Raw genomic sequence first — 17,616 nt, forward strand, 5'->3', positions numbered from 1 at the left:
TGCAGGCTGTTGACAGCCGTCGTCCACTCCCCCGATCTCCTGCCGGTCCGGACATAGGGCCATCCGCTCATGCGGTTGGAATGCTTCGCGAGAACGAAGTGATTCTATAGTACTCCGACGATGCCGCCGCACGAAAAACATCAAATAATCGATAAATTATGAATGCCCATTTAACGTATTAACTAGCTTTATTTGATGTTTATTATTTACATCTTTTTATCGGCAAATACCGAAGCGGGCAATTAGCGAATCCAGTTGCTCGATTTCCACCGGACGGGAAAATAAATAGCCTTGTGCACTGAGCGGTACGAAATGCCGCAGCCAATCCAGTTGTCGATCGTTTTCCACGCCTTCGACAATCAGATCGATGCCGAGCGAGCGGGCGATGTTTACGATGTTCGAAATCATGAGACATGAACGCGATGAATCGGGAATCGATTCGACAAAGGAACGATCCACTTTCAGGGTGTCGACGGGAAAACGCGTCAGATAGGACAACGACGAATATCCGGTGCCGAAATCGTCCAGCGCAATACGCAATCCGGCCCGCTTGAACTGTTCGATCTTCATCTCGACGAGCGCCGGATTCTTGACCATCACCGATTCGGTGATTTCCAGTTCGAGGCGGTGAGGCTCGATTGCGTACTCCTTCACGAGGCGCTCGACCAGTTCGCCAATGTCCCCGCGCCAGAACTGCACCGACGATACGTTGACCGCCAGTCGGAGCGAACCCAGCGGTGTATCGCGCCAGGCCACCAGTTGACGGCACGCCTGCGTCAGCGCGAACTCACCGATCGCCACGATCTGACCGGTCGTCTCTGCCAACGGAATGAACTCGCCGGCACTGAGCACGCCGCGCTCCGGGTGACGCCAACGAATCAGTGCCTCCATGCCGCACACACAATCGGCGCCGAGCGAGATGATCGGCTGGTAGGCGAGAAAGAACTCACCGTTGGCCAGCGCCTGCTCCATCTGCCGCTCCCACACGACAAGCTGATGCGCCTGATGGGTCATCTGTTGCGTGTAGACACGCACCACGCTCTTGCCCGCTTCCTTCGCCGAATACATCGCCAGATCCGCCTTCTTGATCAGGTCGGCTTCCGTCTCCTCCGGCTTGGTCCAGAACGTCACGCCGATACTGGCGTGCAAGGCGAACGACGTACCGTCGGCCACCATCGGCGCCTTGAGTGCCGAGAGCAACGTCTCGCCCAACGGCTCAGCTTGCTCTGGCGCCCCATCGCCTTCGAGCAGAACCATGAATTCGTCGCCCGCAAAGCGAGCGAGCATCGCCCCGGCAGGCATGCGCGGAATGAATCGCTCCGAGACCTGACGAATGATCTCGTCGCCCTGCGTATGGCCGAGCGTGTCGTTCACGCTCTTGAAGTTGTCCAGATCGATGTGCAGGAGCGCGACTTTGCCCAACTGGTCCGGACTCGACAGCGCGCGGCGCAGGGACTCCATCAGTGCGTAACGATTCGGCAAGCCGGTGAGCGCGTCGAAGGAAATCAGGCGAGTGAGTTGCTGATCGCGCCCGATCAGACGCTGCATAAGATACGCAATGAGGCCGAAGAACACGACCAGCGCCACCGAAATGAACGTCGCCATCGTCAGGTAGACGCGCTCGACGTGCCGATACTCGGCCAGTTCCTCGTCCAGCGATAATCCGACCTGCACGGCGAGAGGATAGTCCCGCAAATGGCGATACGCGACCACGCGCTCGACGCCGTCGATCGGATCGCGCTGCACGCCGGAGCTACGCTGGTCGGCGCTAAATGGCGGCAGCTCGCCCGTGCCGGTGATCGCAACGCTCGCCCCGGTGCTGCGTGCGAGCAGCGCCCCGTCGTCCGCAATCACGGCGATCTGGCCGTACTGCCCGAGCACGGCGTTCGTATAGAAATCGGACGTGAAGTAACTCGGCTCCTGAGACACCACGACCACGCCCGCAAAGGTTCCGTCGGCATGATTCAGACGCCGGCTGAACTGAAGCACCCACTTGCGCGAGACCCGACCGAAGACCGGATGGCTGATGTAAAGGCCGTCGCTCTCATCGTCGAGATGCACGCGAAAGTGTTCACGATCCGCAATGTTGACGCCCGCCGTGCCCGGCATCGTAGCGGCGACGATATTGCCGTTGGCGTCCGCCACACTGACGAGCACCATGAAGCGCTCGGCCACGATGCCTTGGGCCAGCGTCTGCTTTAGATCGAAATCACTGTGACGGCGTTCGTATTCGTACTTGACGAATCGGGTGATTTGATCGACCTGACGAATCGCACGCAGCGTCTGCTGCTCCAGCGCAGTGGACACCGTGGAGGCTGACGCCGCCGTGTCGCGAAGAATGGCCTTGTGCTCGATGGAGACGCGCCATAGCACGGCCGTCCAGAGGAGGACCAGAATCAGGAGACCGAAAATCAGGATTGCGACGATAGAGCGATAGGAGGTCGCCCAACGTCCGCGCCGCGCTCCCGTCATGCTCGGTTCCGCCATAGGTCGAGATCCTTTCAGCCCTCGCGCCCGCGCGCGATAAGGTCGGTATTGGCCCGTTTATCAGGAGGATCCAGGGGACGTCATTGATGGACGTCATGATTTCCGGCAAGTGTAAGGCAATCCCCGCGGCCCCGGAAGTCGTTCTGTCTTGCCTCAACCGACGAATGTATGGACTTCATCGGGCCAGACGAACGCCAGCCCGCCTCGCAGCGTGCTCTATCTCGGATTACGGAAGTTTCGGTCCCCGCCGCATTAGGAAAATCCCGAAGTCGGCGGATAGTGGGAAGCGCTGGGGAAAAGCGGCGCAAGACGCCCGGGGACTGTGCTCAGGATAGCTCAGGACTTGAGCAAGTCGAGGACGGACTCGATACGGCGGCGCAGGTCGCCCACGTCAAGTGCCGTGTCAACTGGCTCGACGCCAGCCGCCTCGCCCCGCTGAGCCGCACCGCCTGCAGAGGCGCGAGCGCCGCGCGGCGTGTCGGCTTCCAGACGATTGCGTGCACCGTTGATGGTAAAGCCCTGCTCATAGAGCAACTCCCGGATACGCCGGATCAGCAGGACTTCATGGTGCTGGTAGTACCGCCGGTTGCCGCGCCGCTTAACCGGACGCAGTTGCGTGAACTCTTGCTCCCAATAGCGCAGCACATGCGGTTTGACACCACATAGCTCGCTCACCTCACCGATGGTGAAGTAACGCTTGGCGGGAATCGGCGGCAAGGCAACGTGATCCATCGCGGCGTTAGCGGAATGGGACGACGGTTAAATTGCGGACGAAAAACCAACGGCCGCCACAAAATGCGGCGGCCGGGGAATTACTTGCTCAGTACGCCAGACTCGACCATCGACTTGAGCTTCTGGCTGGCATGGAAGGTAACGACGCGACGCGCAGCGATCGGAATGGCCTCGCCCGTCTTCGGGTTACGGCCCGGGCGTTGCGGCTTGTCACGCAACTGGAAGTTACCGAAGCCGGACAGCTTGACGCTGTCGCCAGACTCAAGCGCGTCGCGAATCGATTCGAAAAATGCCTCGACCATATCCTTCGCTTCGCGCTTGTTCAGACCGACGTGCTCGAACAGCAACTCGGCCAGTTCGGCCTTGGTCAGCGTCGGCGCCTCGGTCGAGACCTCGTTCACTTCGCTGCGACCCAGCGCGATGCGCTGCGCCGCGAGCATGGCTTCAAATTCACCAGGATTCATTTCGTTCATACGTCCCACGCGATGGCGATGACAGTGCGATAACTCACTCGCACCCGGATTTTCACTGAGCTTTAGGCGCGCAACCGTGCGCCGAACCCTTCTACCCGTTGTACCAGTGCGTTAATGGCGCCCTGGACCGTCTCGTCCTGCAACGTACCCGAGGGGTCTTGCAGAGTAACACGAAACGCCACGCTTTTGTCCTGCGCGCCCAGGGAGCCTGACGCTGCGCCGGCCTTGGGTCGGAACTCGTCGAACAGGCGCACCGATTGCACAACGCTGCATGCCGGATCGTCGTGGCGTGCGGCCAGCATGGCATCGAGCAACACCTGCACCGGTTGCGACTGATCGACCACCAGTGCGAGGTCACGCGTCACCGGCGGGAACTTCGAGATGTCCTCGTAGCTCGCGACGTCACGACCGAACAATGCCTCGGCTTCGATCTCGAACAGCACGGGCGCTTGCGGCAGGTCGTACTTCTGCTGCCAACGCGGATGCAACTCACCGATGAAGCCGACACGTTTGCCGTCGATTTCGATCGCAGCGCTGCGTCCCGGATGCAATGCCGGATGCTCGGCCTTCACAAAACGGGCCGTGCGCGGCGCGAGCAACGCTTCCAGGTCGCCCTTCACGTCAAAGAAGTCCACCTGACGTGCGGCAGCGCCCCACTGTTCTTCGAGCACGGGACCATAGGCCAGCGCTGCGACCGTCAGCGGTTGACGATAACCGCCAATGCTCAATTCGCCCGATGCCACCGTGTTGTCACGGTGATAGGTGCGACCGATCTCGAACACGCGAACGCGCGATGCTTTGCGATTCAGGTTATAACGTGTCGTCGCGATCAGGCTGCCGATGAGCGTCGAGCGCATCACGGCGAGGTGACTCGCGATCGGATTGAGCAACTTTATCGGATTGTCGTTGCCTGCAAAGTCGGTTTCCCATTCGACATCGACGAAGCTAAAGCCCACCGTCTCGTGATAATCGCGCGCCGCTACGGCGTGACGCACAGCGTGTTGCGAGCGGCGGCCTTCCTGCGTCGGGCGCATTTCGCTCGCCGCCACCGGCGGATTGGCCGGGATGCGATCGAAACCGTAGATGCGTGCGATCTCTTCGATCAGGTCTTCTTCGATTTCGATATCGAAACGATACGACGGCGGCGTGACTTCGAACACGCCGTCACTCAGCGTGAACGGCAGGCCCAGACGCGTGAAGATCGCGCTCATCTCCGGTTCGGAGACGGGCACGCCCAGAATCTTGACAGCTCGCGCCACACGCATCTTCACCGGCTGGCGGGCAGGCAACTTCGCAACCTGGTCTTCCAGCGGACCGGCCTGGCCGCCACAGATCTCGAGCACCAGTTGCGTGGCGCGCTCGAGTGCGCGCACGTTACCTGCGAAGTCGACGCCGCGCTCGAAGCGGTGCGATGCATCGCTCGTGAAGTTGTACTTGCGGGCGCGCCCCTGAATCGCTTGCGGGAAGAAAAAGGCGCCTTCGAGGAAGATGTTCTGCGTTTCCAGCCCCGCCTTCGTCGAGTCGCCCCCCATGATGCCGGCGAGGCCGATGGGGCCGCTGGCGTCAGTGATCGCGAGCGTGCTTTCGTCAAGCGTGACAGTTTGCTCGTTGAGCAGCTTGAGCGTTTCACCGGCACGACCGAAGCGCACGTCGATGCCACCTTGCAGGCGGTTCAGATCGTAGACGTGCAACGGCTGGCCCAGTTCGAGCATCACGTAGTTGGTGATATCGACCAGTGCCGAGATGCTACGCTGACCGGCGCGCTCGAGGCGCTCCACCATCCAGCGCGGCGACGGTGCCGCGGCGTTGACATTGCGGATGATGCGACCGCCGAAGCGTCCGCAACCGTCCGGCGAGCTGATACGGACCGGCAGCGTGTCCGTGATCGTGGCCGCTTGCGCACCCTGCCCCGGCAGATCCTTGAGCGGCGCGCCGGTGATGGCCGCGACTTCGCGAGCCACGCCGAGCAGCGACAGGCAGTCCGCCTTGTTCGGCGTGAGCTTCACGACGAATACCGTATCGTCGAGGTCGAGATACTCGCGAATGTTCATGCCGACCGGGGCATCGTCCGGCAGGATCATCAGGCCGGCGTGATCGTCCGAGAGCTTGAGCTCGCGTGCCGAGCACAACATGCCGAAGCTCTGCACACCGCGCAGCTTGCCGATCTTGATCTGGAACGGCGCACCGCCCGCCTCCGCCGGCGGCAACGCCGCGCCCACGGTTGCACACGGGACCTTGATGCCAGGGGCAACGTTCGGTGCACCGCACACGATGGTGAGCGTCTCGCCAGTGCCCGCATCGACCTGGCAGACGTTCAGACGATCAGCATCCGGGTGACGGGCGACTTCGAGGACCTTGGCCACGACCACGCCGGTAAACGGCGGGGCGACCGGATCGGTCTCTTCGACTTCGAGCCCGGACATCGTCAGGGCATGCGCCAACGCGTCCGTCGACAAATCCGGGTCGACCAGGGTACGCAGCCACGATTCAGAGAATTGCATGGATCAGTTCGCTCGCAGTTAAGTCTTCACTTCCGAAAGCCCGGCGGCAGCGACTTCGCGCGCCAGCCACGGGCTACCGGTATCGATTACATGAATTGGCGCAGGAAGCGCAGGTCGTTCTCGTAGAACAGGCGCAGATCCTGCACGCCGTAGCGCAACATCGTCAGACGCTCCAGGCCCGAGCCGAAAGCAAAGCCGATATAACGCTCCGGGTCGAGACCCATATTGCGGATTACCGTCGGATGCACCTGCCCCGAGCCCGAGATTTCCAGCCACTTGCCGGCATTCTTGCCGCTCTCGAACTGCATGTCGATTTCGGCGGACGGCTCGGTGAACGGGAAGTACGACGGGCGAAAACGCACCTGAATATCGTCACGCTCGAAGAATTTGCGCAGGAAGTCGGTGTACACGCCCTTCAGATCGGCGAAGCTGATGTCTTCGGCAATCCACAACCCTTCGACCTGGTGAAACATCGGCGAGTGGGTCGCATCGGAATCGACACGATAAGTACGGCCCGGCGCGATCACCTTGATCGGCGGCTTGTTCATGCGGGCGTAGCGCACCTGCATCGGGCTCGTGTGCGTGCGCAGCAGCAAAGGCTTGCCGGCATCGTCGTTGCCTTCGACGTAGAAGGTGTCCTGCATCGAGCGCGCCGGATGGTTTTCCGGGCTGTTCAGTGCAGTGAAGTTGAACCAGTCGGTTTCGATCTCGGGGCCGTCGGCCACGTCGAAACCAATGGAACGGAAAATCTGTTCAACGCGCTCCCAGGTGGTGAGCACGGGGTGCAGACTGCCAGCGCCCAGGCCGCGGCCGGGCAGCGTGACGTCGATGGCCTCGGCCGACAGGCGCGCATCGAGCAGCGCATCGGCCATGGCTTGACGGCGCGCCTGCAAGGCGCCTTCGATCTGTTGCTTGGCCGCATTGATCCGTGCGCCTTCGGTCTTGCGCGCTTCGGGATCGAGCTTGCCGAGGCCCTTGAGCAACTCGGTCAGCTGGCCGGTCTTGCCGAGAAAGCGGGCCTTCTCGTTTTCCAGCGCGGCGGCGTCGGGAGCGGCGGCGAACGCACGCTGCGCTTCGCTGACGATAAGTTCCAGATCCATATGCTACAGACTCAAGTTAGGCGGTCCGAAGGGCCGCAAATTCAAGCAAAAAGGCAGGCGGAAAACAAAAGGGGGCTCCGATGAGAGCCCCCTCTTGGCGAATGGCGCGCGATAAAACGCGCTATACGCTAACTACAGCTTAGGCTGCGACGGCGGCTTTCACCTGAGCGACAATCGCGGCAAACGCCGGCTTGTCGTTGATGGCCATGTCGGACAGCACCTTGCGGTCGAGTTCGATCGAGGCCTTCTTCAGACCAGCGATGAACACGCTGTAGGTCATGCCGTGCTGACGCACACCTGCATTGATACGCGCAATCCACAAAGCGCGGAACACACGCTTCTTGTTACGGCGATCGCGGTAGGCGTATTGCCCAGCGCGCATGACCGCTTGCTTGGCGATGCGGAAGACGTTATTGCGGCGGCCGCGGAAACCCTTGGCTGCTGCGATGACTTTCTTATGGCGGGCCCGTGCGGTGACCCCACGTTTGACTCGAGGCATGTTTCTCTCCTATCTAAGTCGGGGTTTAAGCGAAGGGCAGCATTGCGCGTACGGAGTTCAGATCAGACTCATGAACGCCGACGGCACCGCGCAGGTGACGCTTATTCTTGGTGGTCTTCTTCGTCAGAATGTGACGCTTGAAGGCCTGACCACGCTTGACGGTACCGCCAGGACGCACGCGAAAGCGCTTCTTGGCACCGCTCTTGGTTTTCATCTTGGGCATGAAAAACTCCAGGGTTTTTAACATGATCACAGGTGTGACGCCAAAAATCGCGCCCCTTTTAGAACCCGAGACCACTTATTTTCAGGGCCGAACCGCACCCTGTATCGCTGCCGCACCCCTCGCGGGCTGCGGCGGCAATGCTATCTGCCCGGCGGCGCCATTCGGCACCGCCACGGCATTATTTCTTCTTCGGCGCGATGACCATGATCATCTGACGGCCTTCCATCTTCGGCATCTGTTCCGGCTGGCCGAACTCTTCGAGATCGGACTTCAGACGTTCCAGCATACGAGCGCCGATTTCCTGGTGAGCCATCTCACGGCCGCGGAAACGCAGCGTGATCTTGGTCTTATCGCCGTCTTCGAGGAAACGCTTCAGATTGCGCAGCTTGACGTTGTAGTCACCGTCGTCGGTGCCAGGACGGAATTTGACTTCCTTGATCTGGACAACCTTCTGCTTCAGCTTGTTCTCGTGCGCTTTCTTCTGTTCCGAATACTTGAATTTGCCGTAGTCCATCAGACGGCAAACCGGCGGATTCGCGGTCGGTGCAATTTCCACCAGATCGACATCAGCCTCTTCGGACAGACGGAAAGCCTCTGCCAGTTTCACAATGCCGAGCGGCTCGTTGTCGACGCCATTTAGACGCACTTCGGGCGCAGTAATCTCGCCGTTGATGCGATGCGACTTATCGGTAGCGATGTTGCTTATCCTCGAAAAAAGTCAAAAATTTAGCCGCGCTGTCCGACAGGCGTTATTGGAACGATGCGCATTCCTGCGCAAGGCGTTCGATGAGCGCGTCAACGGGCATCACACCCAGATCCACGCCGCCACGGGCACGCACGGCTACCGTATTCGCCTCCTGCTCTTTGTCCCCAACTACCAGGAGATAGGGAACTTTCTGCAAGGAGTGCTCGCGTATTTTATAGCTAATTTTCTCGTTGCGCAAATCGCCCCGAGCCCTAAGCCCTTGTTCTTTCAACTTTTTCGTCACTTCCTGGGCATAATCGGCCGTTTTTTCCGAGACATTCATCACGATCACCTGCTCCGGCGCGAGCCAGACCGGCAATGCACCAGCATGGTGCTCGATCAAAATGCCGATGAAACGCTCGAGCGAGCCCAGAATGGCGCGGTGAAGCATGACAGGACGCTTGCGGCTGTTGTCTTCCGCCACATATTCGGCGTCCAGGCGCTCCGGCATCGAGAAATCGACCTGCATCGTACCGCATTGCCACTGACGGCCAAGGGCGTCCTTGAGCGTGTATTCGATCTTCGGACCGTAAAACGCCCCGTCACCCTCGGCAATCACAAATTCGCAACCCGACCGGCGCAGCGACTCCATCAGCGCGAATTCGGCCTTATCCCAGTTCTCGTCGGAACCGACACGATGCTCAGGGCGCGTGGCGACCTTGTAAATCATGTCCGTGAAGCCGAAATCCTTGTAGACCGAATGCAGCAGCGCCGTGTAATTCACGCACTCGTCGAGAATCTGATCTTCCGTACAGAAAATGTGACCGTCGTCCTGCGTGAAGCCGCGCACGCGCATCAGGCCGTGCAGACCGCCCGACGGCTCGTTGCGATGACACTGACCGAACTCGCCGTAACGCAGCGGCAGATCGCGGTAGCTATGCAGCGACGAATTGAAAATAAGAACGTGCCCAGGACAATTCATCGGCTTGAGCGCGTAAGCCCGATTCTCCGACTCCGTCGTGAACATATTGTCCTTGTAGTTCTCCCAGTGCCCCGACTTTTCCCAGAGCGAACGGTCGAGAATCTGCGGACCCTTGACTTCCTGATAGCCGTTGTTGCGATAGACGCGGCGCATGTATTGCTCGACTTGCTGCCAAAGCGTCCAGCCTTTCGGGTGCCAGAAGATGAGGCCCGGCGCCTCTTCCTGCATATGGAAGAAGTCGAGCGCGCGGCCAAGCTTGCGGTGATCGCGCTTTTCCGCCTCTTCGAGCATGTGCAGGTAGGCGTCCTGATCTTCCTTCTTCGTCCAGGCCGTGCCGTAAATGCGCTGCAGTTGCTCGTTCTTCGCGTCGCCACGCCAGTAGGCGCCAGCCACCTTCATGAGCTTGAAGACCTTGAGCTTGCCCGTGGAGGGCACGTGCGGGCCGCGGCACAGGTCGACGAACTTGCCTTCGCGATACAGACCGATTTCGTCCGTCGCGGGAATCGATTCGATGATCTCGGCCTTGTACTTCTCGCCCATCGACATGAACAGACGCACGGCATCATCGCGCGACATCACTTCGCGTGTGACGGGCTCGTCCTTCTTGGCGAGCTCATGCATCTTTTTCTCGATGGCTTCGAGGTCTTCCGGCGTGAAGGCACGATGGAAAGAGAAGTCGTAGTAGAAGCCGTTTTCGATGACCGGACCGATCGTGACTTGCGCCTCCGGAAACAACTCCTTCACGGCGTAAGCCAGCAAGTGCGCCGTCGAGTGACGAATGACGTCCAGACCGTCGGCGTCCTTGTCCGTGACGATCGCAAGGCTCACATCGCGATCGATCAGGTAGGAGGTGTCGACCAGCTTGCCATCGACGCGGCCCGCGAGGGCGGCCTTGGCCAGCCCCGTACCGATCGAGCCGGCAACTTGCGCTACCGTGAGCGGGGCTTCGTACTGGCGTTGCGAACCGTCAGGCAAACGTACCGAAATCATGTCGCACTCCCATGCGCAAAAACGTCACGCGCGGCCCACGCCACGCGGGAAAACCACGAAAAAAAACGGCCTCGACTGTCGTCGAGGCCGTCTCTTCATTCCTTGCATCCAGACGAAAAACACCCTCGACTTAACGTCGCACCTTCACCACTGTGAAAGTTCGGGCAGTCTTCAACATGAGTGTTTTCCAGCGCCTGTGTCTGCGGGGCTTCGCGGACTGTAATGCATAAAATTTCGTTGGTAGGCTCGATTGGATTCGAACCAACGACCCCCACCATGTCAAGGTGGTGCTCTAACCAACTGAGCTACGAGCCTACTGCAAGAGAACGAAATTCTAGCAAGGTTTGGCCACATCGCCAAGCGATTATTGTGCCTGCCGACGAAAAACCGCATCCCTCAAGGCTTTTGCGCGTTGCGGCGCCACGGGAACGGTACGACTTCAGCCTCTCGGACACTGCCCCCTCGCCAGCGACGTCGATACCGGTCCGCCCTTGCGCTCCCCTTACCGCCGACGCGACGACACCACCCCCGCCACGCCGCTCAGTTGTGCCAGCGCTCTTTGCAACTGCCCGCCGTCGCGCACTTCCACCGTGAACTGCATGAACGCCTGCGCCCCGCGCGATTGCGTGCTGACGCCCGTCACATTGAGTTTCTCCCGCGAGAAAACTTCGGAAATGTCCCGCAGCAGGCCCTGACGGTCGGTCGCCTCGATCTGGATGTCCACCGGATACGCGGCAACGCCCCGGCCTTCGAGCACATCTGACGACCAGGCTGTCTGAATCACCCGTTCCGGCGCACGCGACTTCATCGCCTGAAAACTACTGCAATCCTGGCGGTGAATCGACACCCCCTTGCCGCGCGTCACGAATCCCACGATCGGGTCAGGCGGCGCGGGGCGACAGCATTTGGCCAGTTGCGTGAGCAACGCGCCAACACCCACCACCAGCACGCCACTCTTCGCTCCTTGCACAACGCTGGTATCGAGACTCTTCTTCGCGACCAACGTATCTTCGTCACGCGGCTCCGGCCCCGGCACATTGCCTGACAGCGCCTGCTCGACATGACGCAGGCTGAACTCGTCCTTCGCGATCGACGCATAGAGATCGTCGGGCGTGCGAAAACCCAGGCGCGCCGCCAGTTCCTCGAGATTGACCGACGTCTTGCCTTCGCGCTGCAGTGTCTTGTCGATCAGCGTGCGCCCGTGGGCAATCGTCTCCTCGAGATCGATGGCATTGAACCACTGACGCACCTTCTGTCGCGCCCGGTGGCTCTGCAGATACCCCAACTGCGCATTGAGCCAGTCTCGGGAAGGCCCGCCCTGCTTGACCGTGACGATCTCGACCGTCTGCCCGTTGTGCAGGGGGGTATTGAGCGGCACCATGGCGCCGTCGACCCGTGCACCGCGGCAGCGATGCCCCAGCTCCGAATGCAGGTGATACGCGAAGTCGACCGGCGTCGCCCCCTGCGGCAACGCGATCACCCGGGCCTGAGGCGTGAGGACATAGATGTGATCGTCGATGGTCGCGCGCTTGAGCTGCTCCCACGGCTGCACGGCGCCATCCGCACCGACCGTGTCGGCCACATCGTCCTTCCATGCCAGCAACTGACGCAACCATGCGATCTTCTCGTCGTAGGCATCGTTGGCGGAAAATGCGCCGCCATAACCTCGCTGGCCGGCTTCCTTGTAACGCCAGTGCGCCGCGATGCCGTACTCGGCGAAGTGATGCATTTCATGCGTACGGATCTGCACCTCGAACGCCCGCCCGTCGTCGCCGATCACCACCGTATGCAGCGACTTGTAGCCGTTGGGCTTCGGGCGCGAAATGTAGTCGTCGAACTCTTTCGGAATCGGTTGCCACAGGTTATGGACGATGCCCAGCACCGTGTAGCAATCCTTGATGTCCTCGACGATCACGCGAAACGCGCGCACATCGTACAGTTCGGCGAAATCGACGGCCTTGCCGCGCATCTTCTTCCAGATGCTGTAAATGTGCTTCGGCCGCCCCGACACTTCGGCCTTGACGCCCGCGCGCGCGAGTTCGTCCTGAAGGCGCTGGATCGCCCCTTCAATGAACGTTTGACGCTCGACGCGCTTTTCCTCGAGCAACTTGGCGATCTGTTTGTAGGTCACCGGCTCCAGGAAGCGGAAGGCAAGATCCTCGAGTTCCCACTTCAGTTGCCAGATACCGAGACGGTTCGCCAGCGGCGCATAGATTTCGAGCACCTCATGCGGCATATCCGCCGGCGGCGCCTTCTTCTCTGCGGCATACCACCGCAGGGATTGCAAACGCGAAGCCAGCCGGATCATCACGACGCGGATGTCTTGCGCAAACGCGAGCAGCATCTTGCGCAGGCCTTCGACCTGCGACTTGCGCTCGGCAGACGCGTCGCGGTCGCGACCGTCGGACGGCATGGCCTGCGCGGCGCGCGCACCCGCGCCGGAGAGCCGCTGCAACTTGCGCACGTCAATCACGAGCGCCGCCACCTCCGCCCCGAACTTTTGCGTGAGCGTGGTTTGCGGATCCGGGAGGAATTCGACGGCAGAAAAGAGCGCTGCCGCCTGATGCGTCGCCTCGTCGACACGCAGCGTGTCGAGAATGGCAATCATGCCGCGCGCATGCGCCATGATCGGTTCGCCGGACGACAGCACGTGTTCACCACACAGAGATGCGGCGAACGCGAGAGCGTCGTCGAGCGTGGCGGGCAGAGGCGCATCACCCACACCCGGCGCCTGAGGCGACTCAGTGGATGTCGGTGCTTGATGTTGGTTCATGTCGGTGCACGGGGCGACCTGCGCCCCGGATGTTGCGGGACGTGCACTCAGCTTTCGCGCTGAGCGGCCACGACCACGATTTCGACGAGCATGGCAGGGTCGGCGAGCAACGCCTGCACCGTGGCGCGAGGGGGCGCATTGCCGGCCGGCACCCATTCGTCCCACACCTGATTCATTTCACCGAAGTACTTCATGTCGGAAATAAAGATCTGACACGACAGAATCAATGACTTGTCACTATTGGCTTCCGCAAGCAACCGGTCGATGTGCGCAAGCACCTGGCGCGTCTGACCTGCCATGTCCTGCGTGCGGTCATCGGGCGTCTGACCGGCGAGATAGACGGTGCCGTTATGCACGGCCATATCCGACCATCGCTTCTCTACGTAAAAACGTTGTACTGCCATGATGTAAAACTCCTCGTGTTCTTATGACTGGGATCTGCCGGCACACCCATGGGTCTGCGTCAGTCGGCATAGCCTTCGAAAAAACGGCGTGCGATCTCGATCTGATCCGCATGCACGAATGTCGGCGCGTGTCCTACGCCGGAAATTTCGACAGCCCGCGCATGCTGCGCGTGCTTCAACATTTGTTCGAGCGTCGTGCGCGAGAGCAGATCCGAATGCTCGCCCCGTACGATCAACGTGCGCCCCGAGAACGCCGCGAGCGACGCCCAGAGCATGGCTTCGCCAGCCGCAATCGCCTCTGGCGAGACCGCACCAAACGCCGTGCCGATGGACGGATCGTAGCGCAGCACATACCCGTCGCCGTCGGCTTTGAGCAGCGGCTCGCTCAAGGCAAGCCACTCCTGCCGCGTATGCGGCCCAAACGCCGACGAGATCGACCAGAGGTAATCCGCGCCTTCCTCCAACGTCGCAAAACGCTTCGGAATACCGACATATTGGCCGATGCGCGCGAGTGCGGCCGCATCGATGTGCGGGCCGACGTCGTTGAGCAGCAGGCTCCTGATCGGCGTATCCGGCAGCCCCGCGAGCCCCATGCCGATGAGCCCGCCCATCGACGTGCCGAACCAATCGACGGTGCTCACATCGAGGCGCGCGATGAGCGTCACCATGTCCGAGACATATTGCGGCACCACATAGCCGGCGGGATTGACCAGCCACGACGATTGGCCACGTCCCACGACATCAGGACACACGACACGGTAATCGTTTGCCAGCGCGCTCGCCAGCGCGTCAAAATCACGCCCGCTTCGCGTAAGACCATGAACGCACACCAACACGCGCGGGTTGTCCGGGTCGCCCCACTCCGCATAAGCCATCCGATGCAACCCGGAGGGACTCAGGCACTGAACGTTCGACAGACGCGGCACGTGGCTCGGCATGGCAGACTCATCGGATCGGTTTCCAGATCCGAATTCTACCGCGCCTGCCGCAAACCGTACGCTAGAATGAGGTCACTCATGAGCCACATCAAGCCGCACTTTGCGGTCGCGCTCATCGATGACGATTGACCTTATTGCCATTCCCTACCCTACGCGCACGGAGACCAAGTGATGCTCAATGGAAAAATCGCCCTCGTGACCGGCTCGACCAGCGGCATCGGTCTGGGCATGGCGCAGGCGCTCGCCGCGCAAGGCGCGACGATCGTGACGAATGGTTTCGGCGACGCCGAAGCCGCGCGCGAGGCCATCGTCGCTGCGGGCGCGCAAGCGGGTCACGCCGGCACGCGGGTGGGGTACCACGGCGCCGACATGAGCCGCGCGAGCGAGATCGAGGCGATGATGCAATACGCCGAATCCGAGTTTGGCGGCGTCGATATTCTGGTGAATAACGCGGGCATTCAGCACGTGGCCGAAATTCAGGATTTTCCGACGGACAAATGGGACGCGATCATCGCGATCAACCTGACGTCGGCATTTCATACCACGCGACTTGCCTTGCCCGGGATGCGTGCGCGCAATTGGGGGCGCATCATCAACATCGCCTCGGTGCACGGGCTCGTCGGCTCTGTCGGCAAGTCGGCTTACGTTGCCGCGAAGCATGGCATTGTCGGCCTCACGAAGGTGACGGCACTGGAGAACGCGCAGACCGGCATTACGGCCAATGCGATCTGCCCCGGCTTCGTGCTCACGCCGCTCGTGCAAAAGCAGGTCGACGATCGTGCCGCTCGCGACAAGCTCTCCGGCGATGAAGCGAAGCGCTCGCTGCTTGGCGAGAAACAGCCGTCGGGAGAATTCGTCACGCCGGAACAGTTGGGTGCGCTCGCAGTGTTCCTTTGCAGCGACGCGGCCGCACAAGTGCGTGGGGCTGCCTGGAATATGGACGGCGGCTGGGCCGCGCAATAGCGCGACTTCAGCACGACGCAAGCGCGATGTCAGTGCGCCGTGACGGCACGTGCTTGCGGCGACGTCGGCGGGACACGCGCACGGTGCGTGAATGGCGGCAAAGCGCCTTCAGAACGACTTCAGAACGGCAAAATGCAAAACGGGCGGGAAAACTCCCGCCCGTCTTACGGACTACAGCACTACAGTCCTACCGCCAACGTCCCAACGTCGGTCATCGGGTTCAACGGCCCCAACGACCTTCAGCAAGTCAATGTGACGCCTGGCGAATCAAACCACACGAGCGTCACGTCCCACCCAATCGCTCAGACAGCGCTCGTGTCGAGCGGTGCACCGGTCTTCTGCGAAATTTCTTCCTTCGTCACGCCCGGCGCCAGCTCCACGACCTTCAGACCATCCGGCGTGATATCGATCACGCCCAGATCGGTGATGATGCGATTGACCACACCAACACCGGTGAGCGGCAGGTCGCAGGCCTTGAGAATCTTATGAGCATCGCCCTTGGCAACGTGCTCCATGAGCACGACCACGCGGCCGACACCTGCAACGAGATCCATTGCGCCGCCCATGCCCTTGATCATCTTGCCCGGGATCATCCAGTTCGCGAGGTCGCCCTTTTCGCTGACCTGCATCGCCCCCAGAATCGCCAGGTTGATGTGACCGCCGCGAATCATCGCGAACGAGTCGGCCGACGAGAAAATCGACGAGCCCGGCAACGTCGTGACCGTCTGCTTGCCCGCGTTGATCATGTCGGCGTCGACTTCCTCTTCGGTCGGGAACGGGCCGATGCCGAGCAGGCCATTCTCCGATTGCAGCCAGACTTCCATGCCCTCCGGCACATGGTTCGCCACGAGGGTGGGCAAACCGATACCGAGGTTCACGTAAAAGCCGTCTTCCAGTTCGCGCGCCGCGCGCGCAGCCATTTCGTCACGATTCCATGCCATGGTTATCTCCTTGATCTCGGCGCTTACTTGGCACGTACCGTGCGCTGTTCGATGCGTTTTTCCGGATGCGCGTTCAGCACGATGCGCTGAACGAAGATCCCCGGCAGATGCACGTCGTCCGGGTCGATCGAACCGGTCTCGACCAGTTCTTCGACTTCGACGATCGTGATCTTGCCGGCCATGGCGGCCATCGGGTTGAAGTTACGCGCCGTGCGATTGAACACGAGATTGCCTGCGCGATCGGCCTTCGCGGCCTTCACCAGTGCGACGTCGGCGCGCAGCGAACGCTCCATGACATAGGTTTCCCCGTCGAATTCGCGGGTTTCCTTGCCTTCGGCCACGACAGTGCCTACGCCTGTCTTGGTGAAAAATGCCGGGATACCGGCCCCGCCAGCGCGCAACTTTTCGGCCAGCGTGCCTTGCGGCGTGAATTCGAGCTCAAGTTCGCCCGCCAGATACTGGCGCTCGAACTCCTTGTTCTCGCCCACATACGACGAGATCATTTTCTTGATCTGACGGGTCTCGAGCAGCAAACCGAGACCGAATCCATCGACACCGGCATTGTTGCTGATACAGGTAAGCCCCTTGACGCCCGAGTCGCGCAGCGCGGCGATCAGGGCCTCCGGAATGCCACACAGGCCGAAGCCACCGACGGCGAGCGTTTGCCCGTCTGCGACGACACCGGCAAGCGCCTCCTTGGCGCTGGCGTATACCTTGTTCATCGTTTGTCCCTTTCCCTCGGTTGAGAATTGAAATTATGCCGCGCTCTCACGCGTTGCAAGGCTTGCCATGACCCGCGAAACGCCACGACCCACGCATCTCATGCAACCTCAGAGCTTACGGTGCCCCTCAAATGGGGCACAATACGTGAAATTACATATCTTCCCGCGCACCGACCTGCTTACCTGCGGCGAACCGGCGCGCC

Annotated in this window: 15 protein-coding genes and 1 tRNA gene; 1 reads left to right on the forward strand and 15 read right to left on the reverse strand. The window is 60.9% G+C overall.

Annotated features, from left to right (window positions below):
- Positions 1-216: 216 nt before the first annotated feature.
- The 13 genes from UC34_RS14815 to UC34_RS14875 form a co-directional block, all read right to left on the reverse strand.
- Positions 217-2,487, reverse strand: coding sequence for a putative bifunctional diguanylate cyclase/phosphodiesterase (locus tag UC34_RS14815; RefSeq protein ID WP_044456144.1), 2,271 nt, complete (start codon positions 2,485-2,487; stop codon positions 217-219).
- A gap of 336 nt (positions 2,488-2,823) precedes the next feature.
- On the reverse strand, positions 2,824-3,219 hold the full coding sequence (locus UC34_RS14820) for a MerR family transcriptional regulator (RefSeq protein WP_044456145.1): 396 nt from the start codon (positions 3,217-3,219) through the stop codon (positions 2,824-2,826).
- Between the two features lie 80 nt (positions 3,220-3,299).
- Entirely contained in the window at positions 3,300-3,692 is a 393-nt protein-coding gene (locus UC34_RS14825) for an integration host factor subunit alpha (protein WP_044456146.1), read from the reverse strand.
- Positions 3,693-3,754: 62 nt separating this feature from the next.
- Entirely contained in the window at positions 3,755-6,193 is a 2,439-nt protein-coding gene (pheT, locus tag UC34_RS14830; RefSeq protein WP_044456147.1) for a phenylalanine--tRNA ligase subunit beta, read from the reverse strand.
- An 86-nt stretch (positions 6,194-6,279) separates the two neighbouring features.
- On the reverse strand, positions 6,280-7,293 hold the full coding sequence (pheS, locus tag UC34_RS14835) for a phenylalanine--tRNA ligase subunit alpha (RefSeq protein ID WP_044456148.1): 1,014 nt from the start codon (positions 7,291-7,293) through the stop codon (positions 6,280-6,282).
- A gap of 139 nt (positions 7,294-7,432) precedes the next feature.
- Positions 7,433-7,792: a 50S ribosomal protein L20 gene (gene rplT, locus UC34_RS14840; protein ID WP_010806048.1), complete on the reverse strand. Its 360-nt coding sequence runs from the start codon at positions 7,790-7,792 to the stop codon at positions 7,433-7,435.
- A 25-nt stretch (positions 7,793-7,817) separates the two neighbouring features.
- Positions 7,818-8,015, reverse strand: coding sequence for a 50S ribosomal protein L35 (gene rpmI / locus UC34_RS14845; RefSeq protein WP_010806049.1), 198 nt, complete (start codon positions 8,013-8,015; stop codon positions 7,818-7,820).
- 178 nt (positions 8,016-8,193) lie between these two features.
- Complete coding sequence (gene infC / locus UC34_RS14850) at positions 8,194-8,712, reverse strand: translation initiation factor IF-3 (RefSeq protein ID WP_072617484.1); 519 nt, start codon at positions 8,710-8,712, stop codon at positions 8,194-8,196.
- 52 nt (positions 8,713-8,764) lie between these two features.
- On the reverse strand, positions 8,765-10,672 hold the full coding sequence (thrS, locus tag UC34_RS14855; protein WP_044456150.1) for a threonine--tRNA ligase: 1,908 nt from the start codon (positions 10,670-10,672) through the stop codon (positions 8,765-8,767).
- Positions 10,673-10,910: 238 nt separating this feature from the next.
- Positions 10,911-10,987 (reverse strand) — tRNA-Val (locus tag UC34_RS14860).
- 187 nt (positions 10,988-11,174) lie between these two features.
- Positions 11,175-13,445, reverse strand: coding sequence for a RelA/SpoT family protein (locus UC34_RS14865; RefSeq protein WP_044456151.1), 2,271 nt, complete (start codon positions 13,443-13,445; stop codon positions 11,175-11,177).
- 47 nt (positions 13,446-13,492) lie between these two features.
- Entirely contained in the window at positions 13,493-13,849 is a 357-nt protein-coding gene (locus tag UC34_RS14870; RefSeq protein WP_044456152.1) for a RidA family protein, read from the reverse strand.
- Positions 13,850-13,908: 59 nt separating this feature from the next.
- Positions 13,909-14,787, reverse strand: coding sequence for an alpha/beta fold hydrolase (locus UC34_RS14875; protein ID WP_044456153.1), 879 nt, complete (start codon positions 14,785-14,787; stop codon positions 13,909-13,911).
- Positions 14,788-14,958: 171 nt separating this feature from the next.
- Between UC34_RS14875 and UC34_RS14880 the strand changes: the two genes are divergently transcribed.
- Positions 14,959-15,750, forward strand: coding sequence for a 3-hydroxybutyrate dehydrogenase (locus tag UC34_RS14880; protein ID WP_044456154.1), 792 nt, complete (start codon positions 14,959-14,961; stop codon positions 15,748-15,750).
- A 302-nt stretch (positions 15,751-16,052) separates the two neighbouring features.
- Here the strand turns inward: UC34_RS14880 and UC34_RS14885 are convergent, their stop codons facing one another.
- Positions 16,053-16,691 carry a CoA transferase subunit B gene (locus UC34_RS14885; protein ID WP_044456155.1) on the reverse strand — a complete coding sequence of 213 codons (639 nt, stop codon included), beginning with the start codon at positions 16,689-16,691 and terminating at the stop codon, positions 16,053-16,055.
- A gap of 23 nt (positions 16,692-16,714) precedes the next feature.
- Positions 16,715-17,413 (reverse strand): CoA transferase subunit A, encoded by a 699-nt coding sequence (locus UC34_RS14890; RefSeq protein ID WP_044456157.1) that lies wholly within the window; start codon positions 17,411-17,413, stop codon positions 16,715-16,717.
- Positions 17,414-17,616 lie beyond the last annotated feature (203 nt).

The organism is Pandoraea vervacti (assembly GCF_000934605.2).
Lineage (GTDB): Bacteria > Pseudomonadota > Gammaproteobacteria > Burkholderiales > Burkholderiaceae > Pandoraea > Pandoraea vervacti.